The sequence below is a fragment of the Cryptosporangium sp. NPDC051539 genome (assembly GCF_044454545.1).
GTDB lineage: Bacteria > Actinomycetota > Actinomycetes > Mycobacteriales > Cryptosporangiaceae > Cryptosporangium.
This window is the reverse complement of record NZ_JBITDV010000030.1, coordinates 1-17304: the sequence shown is the minus strand read 5'-3', so window position 1 is coordinate 17304 and position 17304 is coordinate 1. Positions and strand designations below refer to the sequence as shown.

General features: G+C 74.1%; 2 protein-coding genes and 1 pseudogene. All 3 read right to left on the bottom strand.

What is annotated here, in order from left to right; genetic code table 11:
• Positions 1–16461, bottom strand: a 16461-nt coding sequence (locus tag ACIBZJ_RS43095) for an SDR family NAD(P)-dependent oxidoreductase (protein ID WP_395939413.1), incomplete at its 3' end; no start/stop codon positions are given.
• 51 nt (positions 16462–16512) lie between these two features.
• A pseudogene (locus ACIBZJ_RS43090) lies at positions 16513–16566 on the bottom strand (polyketide synthase docking domain-containing protein); the annotation flags it as partial.
• 36 nt (positions 16567–16602) lie between these two features.
• Positions 16603–17304: beta-ketoacyl reductase (locus ACIBZJ_RS43085; protein WP_395939412.1), on the bottom strand; the 702-nt coding region annotated here is incomplete at its 5' end.

Below are 17304 nucleotides of genomic sequence, written 5' to 3'. Positions count from 1 at the left end.
CGGCTCCGGCACCTCCGGACCCTGCTCCAGGATCACGTGCGCGTTCGTCCCGGAAATCCCGAACGACGACACCGCCGCCCGACGCGGCCGGCCCGCCACGTCCCACGGCCGGTTCGACGTCAACAGCTCGACCGCACCCGACTCCCAGTCCACCTCGGACGACGGGGTGTCCACGTGCAAGGTCTGCGGCAGCACCCCGTGGCGCATCGCCTGCACCATCTTGATCACGCCGGCCACCCCGGCCGCCGCCTGCGTGTGACCGATGTTCGACTTCACCGACCCCAGCCACAGCGGCGTCTCCCGGTCCCGCCCGTACGTCGCCAGCAGCGCCTGGGCCTCGATCGGGTCGCCCAGCGTCGTCCCGGTGCCGTGGCCCTCGACGGCGTCGACGTCGGCGGGCCGCAGCCCGGAGACCGCGAGCGTGTCCCGGATCAACCGCTGCTGTGACGGGCCGTTCGGCGCGGTCAGACCGTTCGAGGCACCGTCCTGGTTGACCGCCGACCCGCGGACGACGGCCAGTACCTCGTGCCCGTTCCGGCGCGCGTCCGACAGCCGCTCCACCACCAGCATGCCGACGCCCTCGGACCAGGACGCGCCGTCCGCGTCGTCGGCGAACGACTTGCACCGCCCGTCCGGGGCGAGTCCGCGCATCCGGGCGAAGCCGGTGAAAACGCCGGGTTGCGAGATCACCGTGACGCCGCCGGCCAGCGCCAGGTCGCACTCCCCCGACCGCAGCGCCTGCGCGGCCAGATGCAGCGCCACCAGCGACGACGAACACGCGGTGTCGATCGTGACCGCCGGGCCCTCCAAGCCGAACGTGTACGCGACCCGGCCGGACGCGACCGACGGGGAGCTGCCCGCACCCTGGTGGGCCTCCACCCCCGGGGTGCCTTGCAACAGGTAGATGTAGTCGCTGTACATCACGCCGGCGAACACGCCGGTGCGGCTGCCGCGCAGGCCGACCGGATCGATTCCGGAGCGTTCGAACGCCTCCCACGACACTTCCAGCAGCAGTCGTTGCTGCGCGTCGGTCGCCAGCGCTTCCCGCGGGCTCATCCCGAAGAACGCCGCGTCGAAGTCGGCCACCGCGTCGAGGAACCCGCCGGACCGGGTGTACGTGGTGCCCGGGTGATCGGGATCGGGGTGGAACAGGGTCTCGAGGTCCCACCCGCGGTCGGTGGGGAACTCACGAATCGCGTCCGTGCCGTCTTCGACCAGCCGCCAGAGTGCCTCCGGCGACCCGACTCCACCCGGGTAGCGGCAGGCCATTCCGACGATGACGATCGGGTCGGCGTCGGTGTTGCGCGGACGCCGCGCGACGACGACCGGCGCCGCGCCGGTGGAGCCCAGCTCCGCGGCGAGGAATCCGGCCAGTGCGAGGGGAGTCGGGTAGTCGAACGCCGAGGTGGACGGCAGCCGCAGGCCGGTGTCGGCGCTGAGCCGGTTCCGCAGCTCGACGGCGGTCAGCGACTCCAGTCCCAGCTCGGCGAACGAACGGGTCGACCCGATCGCGGCCGGCCCGTCGTGGCCGAGAACGGCTGCGGTGTGCTTCCGGACGAGCGTGAGCACCTCGTGGCGCCGCTGCTCGGCCGGGAGCGCCGCGAGCCGCTCGGCCAGGTCGGTGGAGGCGACGTCGTTGGCGCTCCGGCGGACCGCCCCGGGTACCAGGCGACGCAGCAGCGGCGGCACGTGCCGGGCATGGCGCGCCAGCACGGCCATGTCGACCGGCATCGGGATCACCAGCGGCTGGTCGGGCACGGCCAGCGCCGCGTCGAACAGGGCCAGGCCCTCGGCGGCGGTCACCGGCGGCAGGCCGATCCTGGTGAACCGATCGAAGTCGGCTCCGGCGGTCAGCTCGGTGCGGTCCTCCCACGCTCCCCAGGCCAGTGACCGGGCCGGCAGGCCCAGGCGCTGCCGATAGCCGGCCAGCGCGTCGACGAACGCGTTGGCCGCCGCGTAGTTGCCCTGCCCGGCCACGCCCCCGATGCCGGCGAACGACGAGTAGACGACGAAGGCACGGAGCGGCAGCTCCCGGGTGAGCTCGTGCAGGTTCCACGCGCCGTCGATCTTGGGCGCGAGCGCAGCGGCCAGCTGCTCGCCGGTCATCGATTCCAGCAGGCAGTCGGCGAGCGCTCCGGCGGTGTGGATCACGGCGACCAGCGGATGCGCCCGGTCGATCCCGGCGAGCACTCCGGCGACCGCGGGCTGATCGGTCACGTCGCACGCTTCGACGGTCACCTCGGCGCCGAACCCGGCCAGCTCGGCGACGAGTTCCCGGGCGCCCGGGGCGTGCAGCCCCCGACGGCTGACCAGGAGCAGGTTCCGGACGCCTCGTTCGGCGACCAGGTGCCTCGCCAGCAGGCGGCCCAGCCCGCCGGTACCTCCGGTGATCAGCACCGTGCCGTCGAATTGGGGTCCGTCCTCGGCGGGTGGGGCCAGCCGGACCACCGCGGGCGCGAACGGCCGGCCCGCGCGCAGGGCCACCTCGGTGACCGGCCCGGCCACCACGTCGGGAAGCGCCGCGGCCGACGCCGGATCGTCGTCCACGTCGACCAGCACGAACCGGCCGGGGTGTTCCGACTGCGCCGAACGCACGAGGCCCCACACGGTGGCCACCGCGGGATCCTCGGACACACCCCGGGTGACGACGGCGAGCCGGCCGGTGGCCGGTCCGGAGAGCCACTCCTGCACCGTGCGCAGTGCCCACGCCGCCAACCCGTACGCGGACCGCACCGGATCGGCCGGATCACTCCCCGGCGCCTCGGCCAGCACCACGTCGGTACTGTCGGCGGGCGACGGGATCTCGATCGGATCCCAGCGCACGGTGAACAACGAGCGGCGCGCACCGGTGCCGGCGTCGGCGGCCCGGACGTCCAGCGGCCGCAGCACCAGTCCCGCGATCGTGGCGACCGGTGCACCGGCGGCGTCGGCGAGGTCCAGCGTGAGGCGGTCGGCGCCGTGCCTGCGCAGCCGGATCCGGAGCACCGCGGCGTGCGCGGCGTGCAGGGACGCGTCCTGCCAGGTGAACGGCAGCCGGGCCGAACCGTCGGGCCCGCCGTCGGGGTCACCCAGGAACGCCGTCTGCATGGCTGCGTCCAGCAGCGCGGGGTGCAGCCCGAACCGGCTCGCGTCCCCGCGTTCGTCCTGGTCGAGGGCGGCTTCCGCGTAGATCGTCCCGTCGGCGTCCCGCCAGGCGGCCCGCAGGCCCTGGAACGCCCGGCCGTAGTCGAGACCCGCCGGGCGAAGCGTGTCGTACAGCCCGTCGAGGCTGACCGCGCTCGCGCCGGCCGGTGGCCACGCGGTCGGGGCGAAGTCCCCGGTGATCGTTCCCTCGGCGAGAACACCGGTGGCGTAACAGTTCCAGGGCTCCGCCGACCCGTCCGGCCGGGCGTGGATCTCGACCGGCCGCGCACCGTCCCCGGCCGGTACGCCGACGACGACCTGCACCTGCATGCCACCCGACGCCGGCAGCGGGAGCGGCTCGCGCAGCGTCAGCTCCTCGACCCGGCCGGCACCCACCTGGTCACCGGCCCGCACGGCCAGCTCCAGGAACGCGGCGCCCGGCACGATGACGACACCGGCCACACGGTGCCCGGTCAGCCACGGCTGCGCCTGCACCGAGAGCCGGCCGGTCAGTACCGCTCCCCCGCCGGCCAGCTCCACCGCCGCGCCCAGCAGCGGGTGGTCGGCGTCGCGCAGCCCGGCGGCGTTCAGGTCACCCCGCCGGGACCCTCCGCTCGGCCAGTACCACTGGTGCTGGAAGGCGTAGGTGGGCAGTTCGATCCGGCGGGCGCCGGTCAGCACCGGCGCCCAGTCCACGTCGACGCCACGCACGTAGAGTTCGGCGGCGCTGGTCAGCACCTGCCGGAGCGTGTCGTCGTCGCGTCGCAGGGTGCCGACCACCGCACCGTCCACCAGATCGGTGAGCGGACCGGTCAGCACCGGATGAGGACTGCACTCCACAAAAACGTCGAAACCTTCACCCGCGAGCGCTTCGACGGCGTCGGCGAACCGCACCGGGCGGCGGAGGTTCTCGAACCAGTACCGGGCGTCCAGCTCGACTCCGGTCAGCCACTCGTTGTCCACGCTGGACCACATTCGGGTCCACGCCGGGGCCGGCTCCAGATCGGCCAGCGCCTCTTGCAACTCCGCCTCGAGCACGTCCACGTGCGCCGAGTGCGACGCGTAATCGACCGCGATCCGCCGCGCCCGCACCCCCTCGGCCGTCCACCGGTCGAGCAGTCCGTCGAGCGCCTCCGGATCACCCGAGAGCACGACCGAGCGCGGACCGTTCACCGCCGCCACCGACACGCCGTCCGGCAGCACGGCTTCCACCTCGGCCGGCGGGAGCGCCACCGACGCCATCGCCCCGGAACCCGCCAGCCGCGACGCGATCAGTTTCGACCGCACCGCGACGATCCGCGCGCCCTGCTCCACGGACAGACCGCCCGCGACCACCGCTGCCGCGATCTCCCCCTGCGAATGGCCCACCACCGCGTCCGGACGAACCCCGAACGAATCCCACACCGCGGCCAGCGACACCATCACGGCGAACGACGCCGGCTGCACCACGTCGACGCGCTCCAGCGCCGCCGCGTCGCCCAGGACCTCGAACAGGTTCCACTCGACGTACGGCTCCAACGCCTCGGCGCACTCCGCCAAGCGCTCGGCGAACACCGGCGACTCCGCTGCCAGCCGCACACCCATCCCGGCCCACTGGGCTCCCTGGCCGGGAAACACGAACACCGACCGGCCGCGGACGTCGCCGCCGCCCCGCACGCCGCTCACTGAGCGCAGACCGTCGACCAGTTCCGCGTGCTCGCCGGCGAGCACCACCGCGCGGTGCTCGAACACCGGCCGGGCCGCGGCCGAGAACGCGACGTCGGCCAGGTTCGGCCGGCCGTCGGCGACGAACGACGCGAGCCGGGCCGCCTGCGTCTCCAGCGCCTGCTCCGACTTCGCGGACACCACCACCGGGACGACCCGATCGGAAACCGCAGGGGCGGGTACCGCAGTAGGAACCGGACCCTGCTCCAGGATCACGTGCGCGTTCGTCCCGGAAACCCCGAACGACGACACCCCGGCCCGGCGCGGACGCCCTTCCGGCTCCCACCGCTGCGGCGACGTCAGCAGCTCCACCGCACCGGCGTCCCAATCCACGTGCGACGACGGTGCGTCCACGTGCAACGTCCGCGGCAGCACCCCATGGCGCATCGCCTGAACCATCTTGATCACACCCGCGACCCCCGCCGCCGCCTGCGTGTGACCGATGTTCGACTTGATCGACCCCAGCCACAACGGCCGATCCCGCTCCGCACCATAGGTCGCCAGCAACGCCTGCGCCTCGATCGGATCACCCAGCGTCGTCCCGGTGCCGTGACCCTCCACCGCGTCGACGTCGTCCGGCTCCAGACCGGCCGAGGCCAACGCCTCCCGGATCACCCGCTGCTGCGACGGACCGTTCGGGGCCGACAGTCCGTTCGACGCACCGTCCTGGTTGACCGCCGTGCCCCGCACCACCGCCAGGACCTCGTGGCCCCTGCGCCGCGCGTCCGAGAGCCGCTCCACGACGAGCACGCCGACGCCCTCGGCCCACGTGGTTCCGTCGGCGGAGTCCGCGAACGACTTGCAGCGGCCGTCCGGGGCGAGGCCTCCCTGCAGCGCGAAACCGAGGAACGGGCTCGGCGTCGCCATGACCGTCACACCACCGGCCAGCGCCAGATCGCACTCACCGCTACGCAGGGCCTGCGCCGCCAGGTGCAGCGCCACCAGCGACGAGGAGCACGCGGTGTCGATCGTCACCGCCGGGCCCTCCAGCCCCAGCAGGTACGACACCCGGCCGCTCGCGACCGCGCCGGACGTCCCGTTGCCGAGGAAGCCCATCGCGTCGTCCGGGAACGAACCGCTGCTTCCGTAGTCGTGGTACATCAGGCCCGTGAACACGCCGGTCCGGCTGTGCTTGAGGCCGGTCGGGTCGATGCCCGCCCGCTCGAACGCCTCCCAGGACGTCTCCAGCAGCAGTCGCTGCTGGGGATCCATCGCCAGCGCCTCACGGGGCGAGATACCGAAGAACGCCGCGTCGAACGCTCCGGCTTCGCGCAGGAAGCCGCCGACGTAGGCGTAGTCCCGATCGCCTCCGATACCGGCGGCCACCTGGCGGCTGATGTCCCAGCCCCGGTCGGTCGGGAACGGGGTGAGACCACCCTCGCCCGCCGCGACCAGCCGCCACAGGTCCTCCGGGGAGGCGACTCCGCCCGGGTACCGGCACGCCATGCCGACGAGGACGATCGGATCGTCGTCAGCGGCGGGCGCGACGGGCGTACAGGTGACGAGCCGGCCGTCGCCCGAGCCGAACAGCTCGGCGTCGAGGTACTCGGCGAGCGCGGCCGGGTTCGGGTAGTCGAACGCCAGGGTGGACGACAGTCGCAGGCCGGTGCTGGTGCTCAGCCGGTTGCGCAGCTCGACCGCGGTCAGCGACTCGAGGCCGAGTTCGGCGAACGAGCGGGTGGCACCGACCGCCGCCGGCCCGGCGTGGCCGAGCACGGCGGCGGTGTGGGTCCGGACCAGGTCCAGCAGGGCCGCGACGCGCTGCGCCGCGGGAAGGGCGGCCAGCTGGTTCATCGCTCCGGCGTCGGCGGCGTCCATCGCGTCCCGGCGCACCGCACCGGGCACCAGGCGGCGCAGCAGCGGGGGCAGATGGCGGGCATGGCGCCGGAGCACCCCGAGGTCGACGCGCGCCGGCACCACCAGCGGCTCGTCGGGAAGGGCCAGCGCCGCGTCGAACAGGGCCAGGCCCTCGGCGGCGGTCACCGGCGGCAGGCCGAGTTCGGCCATCCGGTCGAAGTCGACGCCTGCGGTCAGCTCGGTGCGGTTCTCCCACGGGCCCCAGGCCAGCGACACTCCGGGCAGGCCGAGGCCGCGCCGGTGAGCGGCGAGCGCGTCGACGAACGCGTTGGCCGCCGCGTAGTTGCCCTGCCCGGCCGCACCGGAGATCCCGGCGAAGGAGGAGAACAGCACGAGCGGCTTGTCCCCGGCGAGTTCGTGCAGGTTCCACGCCCCGTCGACCTTCGCCCGCAGCACCGGGGTGAGCCGCTCCTGCGTCAGCGCGGCCACGACACCGTCGTCGAGGACGGCGGCGGTGTGGATCACCGCCGACAGTTCGACGCCCTCCAGCCGGGCCGCCAGCGCGTCCCGGTCGGCGACGTCGCAGGCCGCGACCTCGACGGAGGCGCCCAGCGCCGCGAGTTCTTCGACGAGTTCGCGCGCGCCCGGGGCGTCCGGCCCCCGGCGGCTGAGGAGCATCAGCCGCTGCGCACCACGGGAGACGACCAGATGCCGGGCCAGCAGACCGCCCAGACCTCCCGTACCACCGGTGATCAGAACCGTGCCGGCGACATCCGTGCCGACGGGATCCGGGCCGACCGGCGACGCGGCCGCGTCCGACGGGGCGGCCGCGGTCAACCGGGTCAGCGCCGGCGTCGACGCCTGCCCGGCCCGGATCGCCACCTGCGTCACCGACGTCGCCAGGACGCCCGGCAACGCGTCCCGGGACGCGGGATCGGCGTCCAGGTCGGCCAGCACGAACCGGCCCGGGTGCTCCGACTGCGCCGAACGCACGAGACCCCAGACGGTCGCGACCGCGGGGTGCTCGTCCAGGCCCGTGGTCACCAGCGCGAGGCGCGCGGTGCCCGGCTCGTCCAGCCATCCGTGGACGGTCCGCAGTGCCCACCCGGCGAGCCGGTGGGCCGAACCGACCGGGTCGAGCGGATCGACCTCCGGTGCCTCGGCCAGGACGATCTCCGTGTCGGCCGGCGACGCGTCCGCCGGCTCCCACCGGACCGTGAACAGGGAGCGCCGCGCCAGCGCCGCAGCGGTGTCCACGGCACTCACCGGCCGAGCCACCAGGCTGCCCACGGACGCCACCGGCTCGCCGCTGCCGTCGGCCAGGTCGATCGACACCTGGTCGGGGCCCTGGCGGCGGATGCGTACCCGAAGGGCGGTTGCATGCCCGGCGTGCAGGGATGCGTCCCGCCAGACGAACGGCAGCCGGGCGACCCCGTCGGCGTCGCCGTCCCCCAGGAGCGTCGCCTGCAGTGCGGCGTCCAGCAGCGCGGGGTGCAGCCCGTAGCGGCCGGCGTCGGCGCGTTCGTCGGCGCCGAGCACGACCTCCGCGAACACCGTGCCGTCGGGGCCCCGCCAGGCCGCGGAGAGCCCCTGGAAGGCCGGCCCGTAGTCCAGGCCGCCCTTGCGCAGTGCGTCGTGGACACCCTCGAGGGCGATCGGGGTGCCCTCGGCCGGTGGCCAGCTCACCGGCGCGAAGTCCGGAGGCAGCACGGTTGCGGCGAGGACCCCGGCCGCATGGCAGGTCCAGGGCTCCTCCGACCCGTCCGGCCGCGCATGGATCTCGACCGACCGCGCGCCGTCGGCGGCCGGCACCCCGACCACGACCTGGAGCTGCACTCCGCCGGTGGCGGGCAGCGGCAGCGGCTCGCGCAGGGTCAGCTCCTCGACCCGGCCGGAGCCCACCTGGTCACCGGCGCGCACGGCCAGCTCCAGGAACGCGGCCCCGGGCACGATCACGGTGCCGCCGACGCGGTGCCCGGCCAGCCATGGCTGTGCCGGCAACGAGAGCCGCCCGGTCAGCACGACTCCGCCGCCGGCCAGCTCCACCGCCGCGCCCAGCAGCGGGTGATCGGCATCGCGCAACCCGGCGGCGCTGAGGTCGCCGGTACCGATCGGGGAGCCGCTCGGCCAGTAGCGCTCGTGCTGGAACGCGTACGTCGGCAGGTCGACCCGGCGGCCACCCGGCACCACCGGAGCCCAATCGACGTCCACCCCGCTCACGAACAGCTCCGCGGCGCTGGTCAGCACCCGCAGCCACGAGTCGTCGTCCCGGCGCACCGTACCCACCACGACGCCGTCCACCAGATCGGTGACCGGACCGGTCAGCACCGGATGCGGACTGCACTCCACAAAAACGTCGAACCCGTCACCCGACAACGCCTCCACCGCACCGGCGAAACCCACCGGACGACGCAAATTCTCGAACCAGTACCCGGCGTCCAGCTCCGCGCCGGTCAGCCACCGGCTCTCGACGCAGGACCACATCCGGGTCGACACCGGGGCCGGCTCCAGATCGGCCAGCGCGGCACGCAGCTCCGTCTCGAGGACATCGACGTGCGCCGAGTGCGACGCGTAATCCACCGCGATCCGCCGAGCCCGCACACCCTCATCTGTCCACCGATCAACCAGACCGTCCAGCGCCTCCGGATCACCCGACAGCACGATCGACCGCGGACCGTTCACCGCCGCCACCCACACACCCACCGGCAGAACCGGCTCCACCTCATCCAGCGCAAGCGCCACCGACGCCATCGCCCCCGAACCCGCCAACCGCGACGCGATCAGCTCCGACCGCACCGCGACGATCCGGGCACCCTGCTCCAGGGTCAACGCACCCGCAACCACCGCCGCCGCGATCTCACCCTGTGAATGACCCACCACCGCATCCGCACGCACACCCAGCGAATCCCAGACCGCGGCCAGCGACACCATCACCGCGAACGACACCGGCTGCACGACGTCGACCCGCTCCAGCAACGCCTCGTCGCCCAGCGCCTCCAGAAGAGACCACTCCACGAACGGCGCCAACGCCACCGCGCACTCCGCCAAACGCGCCGCGAACACCGGCGACTCCGCCACCAACCGCAACCCCATACCCGCCCACTGCGCCCCCTGACCCGGGAACACCAACACCGACCGACCCCGGGGACGCGCGACGCCCCGGACCCCGTCCAGCGACCGCAGGCCGGTCACCAACTCCTCGGAACCAGAGCCGAGCACCACCGCGCGGTGCTCGAAGACCGTCCTGGTCACCAGCGACGACATCGCGACGTCCCGCGGAGCGGGTCCGGTCTCCTCGACGAACGACGCCAGCCGCGACGCCTGCGCGACGAGCGCCGCCTCCGACTTCGCCGACACCACGACCGGAACCGGCCCCACCCCGGCCGGCCCGATCCCGGCCGGCTCCACCCCATCCGGCTCCGGGACGGCCGGGTCCGCCACCGCCACCGCCGGCTCGGGCGCCTCCGGCCCCTGCTCCAGGATCACGTGCGCGTTCGTCCCGGAGATCCCGAACGACGACACCCCGGCCCGGCGCGGACGCCCCGAGACCTCCCACGGCTGCGGCGACGTCAGCAGCTCCACGGCACCGGCAGCCCAGTCCACGTGCGACGACGGAGCGTCCACGTGCAGCGTCCGCGGCAGGACACCCTGGCGCATCGCGAGCACCATCTTGATCACTCCGGCCACCCCGGCCGCCGCCTGGGTGTGCCCGAGGTTGGACTTCACCGCTCCCAGCCAGAGCGGGGTCTCCCGGTCCTGACCGTACGTGGCCAGCAGCGCCTGGGCCTCGATCGGATCACCCAGCGTCGTCCCGGTGCCGTGGGCCTCGACCGCGTCCACCTCGGACGCCGAGAGACCGGCGGAGGCCAGCGCGGCGCGGATGACCCGCTGCTGCGACGGACCGTTCGGGGCGGTCAGACCGTTCGACGCCCCGTCCTGGTTCACCGCCGAGCCACGCACCACGGCGAGCACCTCGTGCCCGTTGCGCTTCGCGTCCGACAACCGCTCCAGGAGCAGCAGGCCGACGCCCTCCGACCAGTTCGTCCCGTCGGCGGACTCGCTGAACGCCTTGCACCGGCCGTCCGCGGCCAAGCCGCCCTGACCGGCGAACTCGAGCATGCCCCCGGGCGTGGACACGACCGTGACACCGCCCGCCAGCGCCAGCGAGCACTCCCCCGACCGGAGCGCCTGCGCGGCCAGGTGCATCGCGACCAGCGACGAGGAGCACGCGGTGTCGATCGTGACCGCCGGGCCCTCCAGGCCGAACGCGTACGACAGCCGGCCGGAGGCGACGCTCGTCGCGTGGCCGGTCACCAGGAATCCGCGGGCCTCGTCCGGCGCCTGGTAGCCGGTGGCCGAAACGCCCACGAACACGCCGGTGTCGCTGCCGCGCAGCGTCTCCGGGTCGAGTCGGGCGCGCTCCATGGCCTCCCACGACACCTCCAGCAGCAGTCGCTGCTGCGGGTCCATTCCCAGTGCTTCGCGCGGGGAGATACCGAAGAAGCCGGGGTCGAAACCCGCGACGTCGGTGAGGAATCCGGCGCGGAAGGCCTCGTCGGAGACCTGCCAGCCCCGGTCGACGGGCGGCCGTCCGGTCGCGTCGCGACCGGCGTCCAGCAGCGCCCACAGATCTTCCGGCGAGTTGACGTCACCGGGGAAGCGGCAGGCCATCGACACGATCGCGATCGAGTCGTCGCCGTCGGCCACCCGGACGGCCGACGGCGCCCGCCCGTCGGCCGCGGTGCCGAGCAACGCCGCGAGCAGGTGATCGACCAGTTTGGCCGGGGACGGATAGTCGAAGACCAGCGTGGCGGGCAGCCGGAGCCCGGTCACGCCGCTGAGGCGGTTGCGCAGATCGACGGCGGTCAGCGAGTCGAAGCCGAGGTCACGGAAGCTCCGCTTGGGCGTGATCTCGGCGGTGTCGAGGTGACCGAGCACCGCGGCCGCCTCGCCGCGGACCACGTCGGACAGCAGCCGGAGACGGTCGGGCCCGCTCAGCCCGGCGAGTTGCCTGGCCAGCGTGCCGCCACCGTCCACGGCGGGCGCCGCGGCGGCGGCTCGGCGGACGCTGCGGACCAGTCCGCGCAGGAGCGGTGGGATCTGCGGGGCCTGGCGCAGCGTCGCGAGGTCGAGCCGGGCGAGGACGGTGACCGGCACGCCGGTCCGCAGGGCGGCGTCGAACAGCGAGAGCCCGGCCTCGACCGGAAGCAGCGGCAGCCCGGCGGACGCGACGCGCGCGTGGCCGGCCGGTCCGAACTCCTCGACCATCCCGTCGGTGGCCCACGGGCCCCACACCAGCGACGTGGCCGGCAGGCCGAGGGAGTGACGGTGCTCGGCCAGTGCGTCCAGCGCGGTATTGGCGGCGGCGTAACCGGCCAGCCCGGCGGCGCCGATCAAGCCGGAGACCGACGAGTACAGCGCGAACATCGCCAGGTCAGCGTCGCGGGTCAGTTCGTGCAGATGCCACGCCCCGGCGACCTTCGCACCGAACGGGGCTTCGAGCTGCTCGGGCGCGAGTCCGGCCAGGACGCCGTCGTCGAGGGCCGCCGCGGCGTGCACGACGCCGGTCAGGGGATGTCCGGCCGGGACCGTGCCGAGCAGACCGGCCACGGCGTCCCGGTCGGCGAGGTCGCAGGCGACGATCCGGACGTCGGCGCCGTGCCCGGTGAGTTCGGCGGCCAGCTCGGCGGCGCCGGGCGCCTCCGGGCCACGCCGGCCGGCGAGCAGCAGGTGCCGGACGCCGTGGGTGGTGACGAGATGCCGGGCGATCACCCGGCCGAGACCGCCGGTGCCGCCGGTGACCAGGACGGTGCCGTCGGGGTCCAGCCCGAGCCCCGCGCTCTCCACCGCGGGCAGGCGCTCGAGCCGGGGTACCCGCGCGACGCCGTCCCGCACTGCCACCTGCGGCTCCCCCGCGGCGAGCGCGACGGGCAGGGCGTCCAGCGCGTCCGCGCCGGCGTCGAGATCGACGAGGAGGAACTGTCCCGGGTATTCGATCTGGGCGCAGCGGACGACGCCCCAGATCGCGGCGGCGGCCGGGTCCGTACCGGTCTCCCCGGTGGAGGCGCTCACCGCGCCGCGGGTGAGGACGGCCAGCCGGGCGTCGGCGAAGCGCGGTTCGGCGATCCAGGCCTGGACGAACGCCAGCGCGCGGGTGGCGGCGGCCAGTGGCGCCCGGGACGGATCGAGGGCCGGTCCGGCCGGATCGGCCGTCAGTTCGACCGCGAGCACGTCGGGCACCTCGGTCAGCCGGGCCAGCGCCTCGGGGTGTGCGGCGACTCCGGCCAGCGTCATCCCGGCGACCGCGTCGGCGGGGCCGACCACGCCGGGAGCCACCGGCCAGTCGAGGTGGTAGACGGCGGTGCCGCCGGTGCGCCGTGCGGCCGCCGCGCCGAGCTGCTCCGCCGAGACCGAACGGATCGTCACGCCGTCCGCGGTGAGCACGGGCTGACCCGCGCCGTCGTACGCGGTCAGCACGATGCCGTCGGGTCCGTCGAGGCGCGCCCGGACCCGGAGCGCGGTGGCGCCGGTGGCGTGCAACGAGACCCCGCTCCAGGAGAACAGGATGCGCCCGGCCTCCTCGTCGGCGCGCACGAGCAGACCGGCGGCCTGCACGGCCGCGTCGAGCAGTGCCGGGTGCAGCCCGAACGCACCGGGGTCGCCGCTCGCTTCCGGCGCGACGACCTCGGCGAAAACCTCGTTGTCGCCGGTCCACACCGAGCGCAGGCCCTGGAACGCCGGGCCGTAGGCGATGCCGTTCTCCGCCAGCGTCTCGTAGAAGCCGGTGAGGTCGACGGCCGTCGCCCCGGCGGGTGGCCAGACCTCGGTGTCGGGCTGGGCGCTGCGCCTGCCGATCGCGAGCACACCACTGGCGTGCTGCGTCCAGCCCGGTTCGCCGCCCGCGTCGTCGGCGTCGCGCTCGGGCCGGCTGTAGATCGCGAGGCCCCGCCGCCCGGTGTCGGCCGGAGCGCTGACGTAGACCTGGACGACCGTGGCGGTGTCCGGGCCGAGTACCAGCGGAGCGTGCAGGGTGAGTTCCTCGATCCGGTCGGCACCGACCTGATCTCCGGCCCGCACGACCAGCTCGAGGAACGCGCTGCCGGGCAGCAGCACGGCCCCGCCGATCACGTGCTCACCCAGCCACGGGTGGGTCCGCAGCGACAGCCGTCCGGTCAGCACCACACCGGCGGAGTCCGCGAGGTCCACCGCCGCACCGAGGAACGGATGCTCGGCCGGAGTGAGACCGAGCCCACGGGCGTCGCCGACCCGGATTCCGCTGGGCCAGAACCGCCGGTGCTGGAACGCGTACGTGGGGAGCGTCATCCGCGTTCCGCCCGCCACCAGGTCGTCCCAGCGCAGTGGCGCGCCGCGCACGAATGCCTCGGCGAGCGAGGCCAGCAGACGGGATGTCCCGTCCTCTCCCCGCCGGAGGGTCCCCGTCACCGCGGCGTCGCCGGCCTGGTCCCCGATCGCCCCGGTGAGTACGGGGTGCGGGCTGACCTCGACGAACCGATCGAAGCCCGCGGCCGACAGCGCCTGCACCGCGTCGGCGAAGCGCACCGGTTTCCGCAGGTTGTCGAACCAGTACCGGGCGTCCAGCTCGGGGCCGGCCGGCCACGTGCCGTCCACCGTGCTGAGCATCGGCGTGCGCACCGCGACCGGCTCGAGGTCCGCGAGGGCGTCACACAGCTCGGTCTCCAGCTGGTCGACCTGCGCGGAGTGGGAGGCGTAGTCCACCGGGATCCGGCGCGCACGCACGTCGTCCGCGGTCCACTGCGCGACCAGGTCGTCCAGCACGTCCGGCGCGCCGGCCAGGACGACCGAGCGCGGCCCGTTCACGGCCGCCACCTCGACCGGCAGCCCCTCGATCCGGGCCTCCACGGCGTCCGGCGGCAGGGCGACCGACGCCATCGCTCCGGAGCCGGCCAGCCGGGCGGCGATCAGCTTCGAGCGGACCGCGACGATCCGCGCCCCCTGCTCCAGCGTCAGCGCGCCCGCGACCACGGCCGCGGCGATCTCGCCCTGCGAGTGCCCGACGACGGCGTCCGGGACGACGCCGACCGACTCCCACATCGCGGCCAGCGACACCATCAGCGCGAACGCGGCCGGCTGCACGACGTCGACCCGTTCGAGCGCGGTCTCGTCACCCAGGACGTCCGGCAGCGACCACTCCACCCAGGGCGCCAGCGCTTCGGCGCATTCCCGCATCCGCGCGGCGAACGCCTCCGACCGGGCGCCGAGCCCGAGCCCCATCCCGACCCACTGGGTGCCCTGACCGGGGAAGACGAACGCCGTGCGGCCCTGGACGTCGGCCACGCCGCGGCTGACGCCGGGCGCCGACACACCGGACGCCACCGCGCGCAGACCGGTGATCAGCTCGTCGACGTCGGCGGCGAGCACCACCGCGCGTTCGTCGAGGAAGGCGCGGCCGACCGCGCTGGAGAACGCGAGATCGGCGAGGGCCGGTCGGTCGCGGTCGATCAGCTCGAGCAGCCGGTCGGCCTGGGCGCGCAACGCGTCCGGAGTCTTCGCGGTGACGATCACCGGACGCGGGCCGGACGCGTCCGCCTTCTCGGCCGGCCGGCTGCCCTCCGATCCCGGCACGGCCGGTTCGGGCGCGGCCTCCAGGATGACGTGACCGTTGGTTCCGCTGACTCCGAACGACGACACGGCGCCCCGCCGCGGCCGCTCGGAGACCGGCCACGGCGTCGTCTCGGTGACCACCTCGACCGCGCCCGACGACCAGTCCACGTGCGACGACGGCTGGTCGACGTGCAGCGTGCGCGGGACCTGACCGTGCTGCAGCGCGAGGACCATCTTGATCACACCGGCGACACCGGCGGCGGCCTGGGGGTGCCCGAGGTTCGACTTGATCGAACCCAGCAGCAACGGCCGCTCGCGGTCCTGCCCGTAGGTGGAGAGCAGCGCCTGGGCCTCGATCGGGTCACCGAGCGTGGTTCCGGTGCCGTGCCCTTCGACGACGTCGACCTCGGACGGATGCAGCCCGGCGTTGTTCAGGGCCTGGCGGATGACCCGCTGCTGGGCCGGTCCGCTGGGGGCGCTGAGCCCGTTGGAGGCGCCGTCCTGGTTGAGTGCCGACGATCGGATCGTCGCGAGGATCTGGTGCCCGTTGCGCCGGGCCTCCGACTCGAGTTCGAGCATCAGGACACCGGCGCCCTCGGCCCAGCCGATGCCGTCGGCCGCGTCGGCGTAGGCCTTGGACCGGAAGTTCGTGGCCAGCCCGCCGTGCTCTCCGATCTCGCCGAACATGAAGAGGCTGGTGATGACCGTGACGCCACCGGCCAGGGCCAGCGAACACTCGCCGGACCGCAGCGCCTGGGCAGCCAGGTGGATGGCGACCAGCGACGACGAGCAGGCGGTGTCGATCGTCACCGCCGGGCCCTCCAGCCCGAAGGTGTAGGCGATCCGACCGGAGACGACGCTGGTGAGCTGACCGGTCATGAGGTGGCCGCGCGCGTCGTCGTCGCCGGAGTAGCCGGAGGCGGCGGCACCGATGAAAACGCCGGTCCGGGTGCCGCGCAGCGTCCCGGGGTCGATGTTCGCGCGTTCGAACGTCTCCCAGGCCGTCTCGAGCACCACCCGCTGCTGCGGATCCATCGACGCGGCCTCGCGCGGCGAGATGCGGAAGAAGCCGGGGTCGAACTCGGGCGCGTCGTCCATGAAGCCGCCCTGGATGCCCATGTCCTGGTAGGCGTGCCAGCCTCGGTCGGCGGGCAGCGGACCCACCGCGTCCCCGCCGTCCAGCAGCAGCTGCCACAGGTCCTCCGGCGAGCGGACCCCGCCCGGGAACCGGCAGGCCATCGACACGATCGCCACCGGCTCGTGCCGACCCGACTCCAGCTCCTCCAGGCGCTGCCGGGTGTTGTGCAGGTCAGCGGTGACCCACTTCAGGTAATCGACGAGCTTCCGGTCTTCCGGCATGTGGATCCTCCGAACGCGCGATGCGGCAGACCGGCTTCATTCGCCGTTCAAGCGGCCGAGCTGGTGGTCGATGAAGTCGAGGAGTTCGTTCTCGCTGGCTTGTTCGAGCCGCTCGGTCACCGACGTGTCGGCGCCCCGGGCACTGCGGCCGTCGACCTTCTGCAGCAGCTGGCGGAGCCTGACCGCCACGCCGCCCCGGGTGTCGTCGTCCAGCTCGGTGGCCAGGAGCGACGCTTCGATCTGCTCCAGCTCGTCCAGGACCGAACGCGGCCGGGCCGGCGGGATCAGGTGCTCGCGCAGGTGTGCGCCCAGGGCGGCCGGCGTCGGGTGGTCGAAGATCAGCGTCGCGGTCAGCCGCAGCCCGGTCGCCGCGTTGATCCGGTTACGCAACTCGATCGCGGTCAACGAATCGAAACCGAGCTCACGGAACTCCCGCCGCGCGTCGACCGCACCACTGTCCCGGTGACCCAGCACCGTCGCGACGTGCTCACGCACCAACTCCGTGAGCACCCGGTCCTGCTCCGCCACCGGCAGTCCGGCGAGTCGCGCCACCAGATCCGTGCGCACCACGACACCCTGCGCCGCCGTACCCCGCCGCGGACCACGCACCAGCCCCCGCAGCAACGGTGCTACCCCGGTCCCGCCGGACGGCAGATTCACCACGACCGGCGCGACCAGCGACTCGTCACTGGCGATCGCCGCGTCGAACAACCGCAACCCGGCCGCGGTCTCGATCGG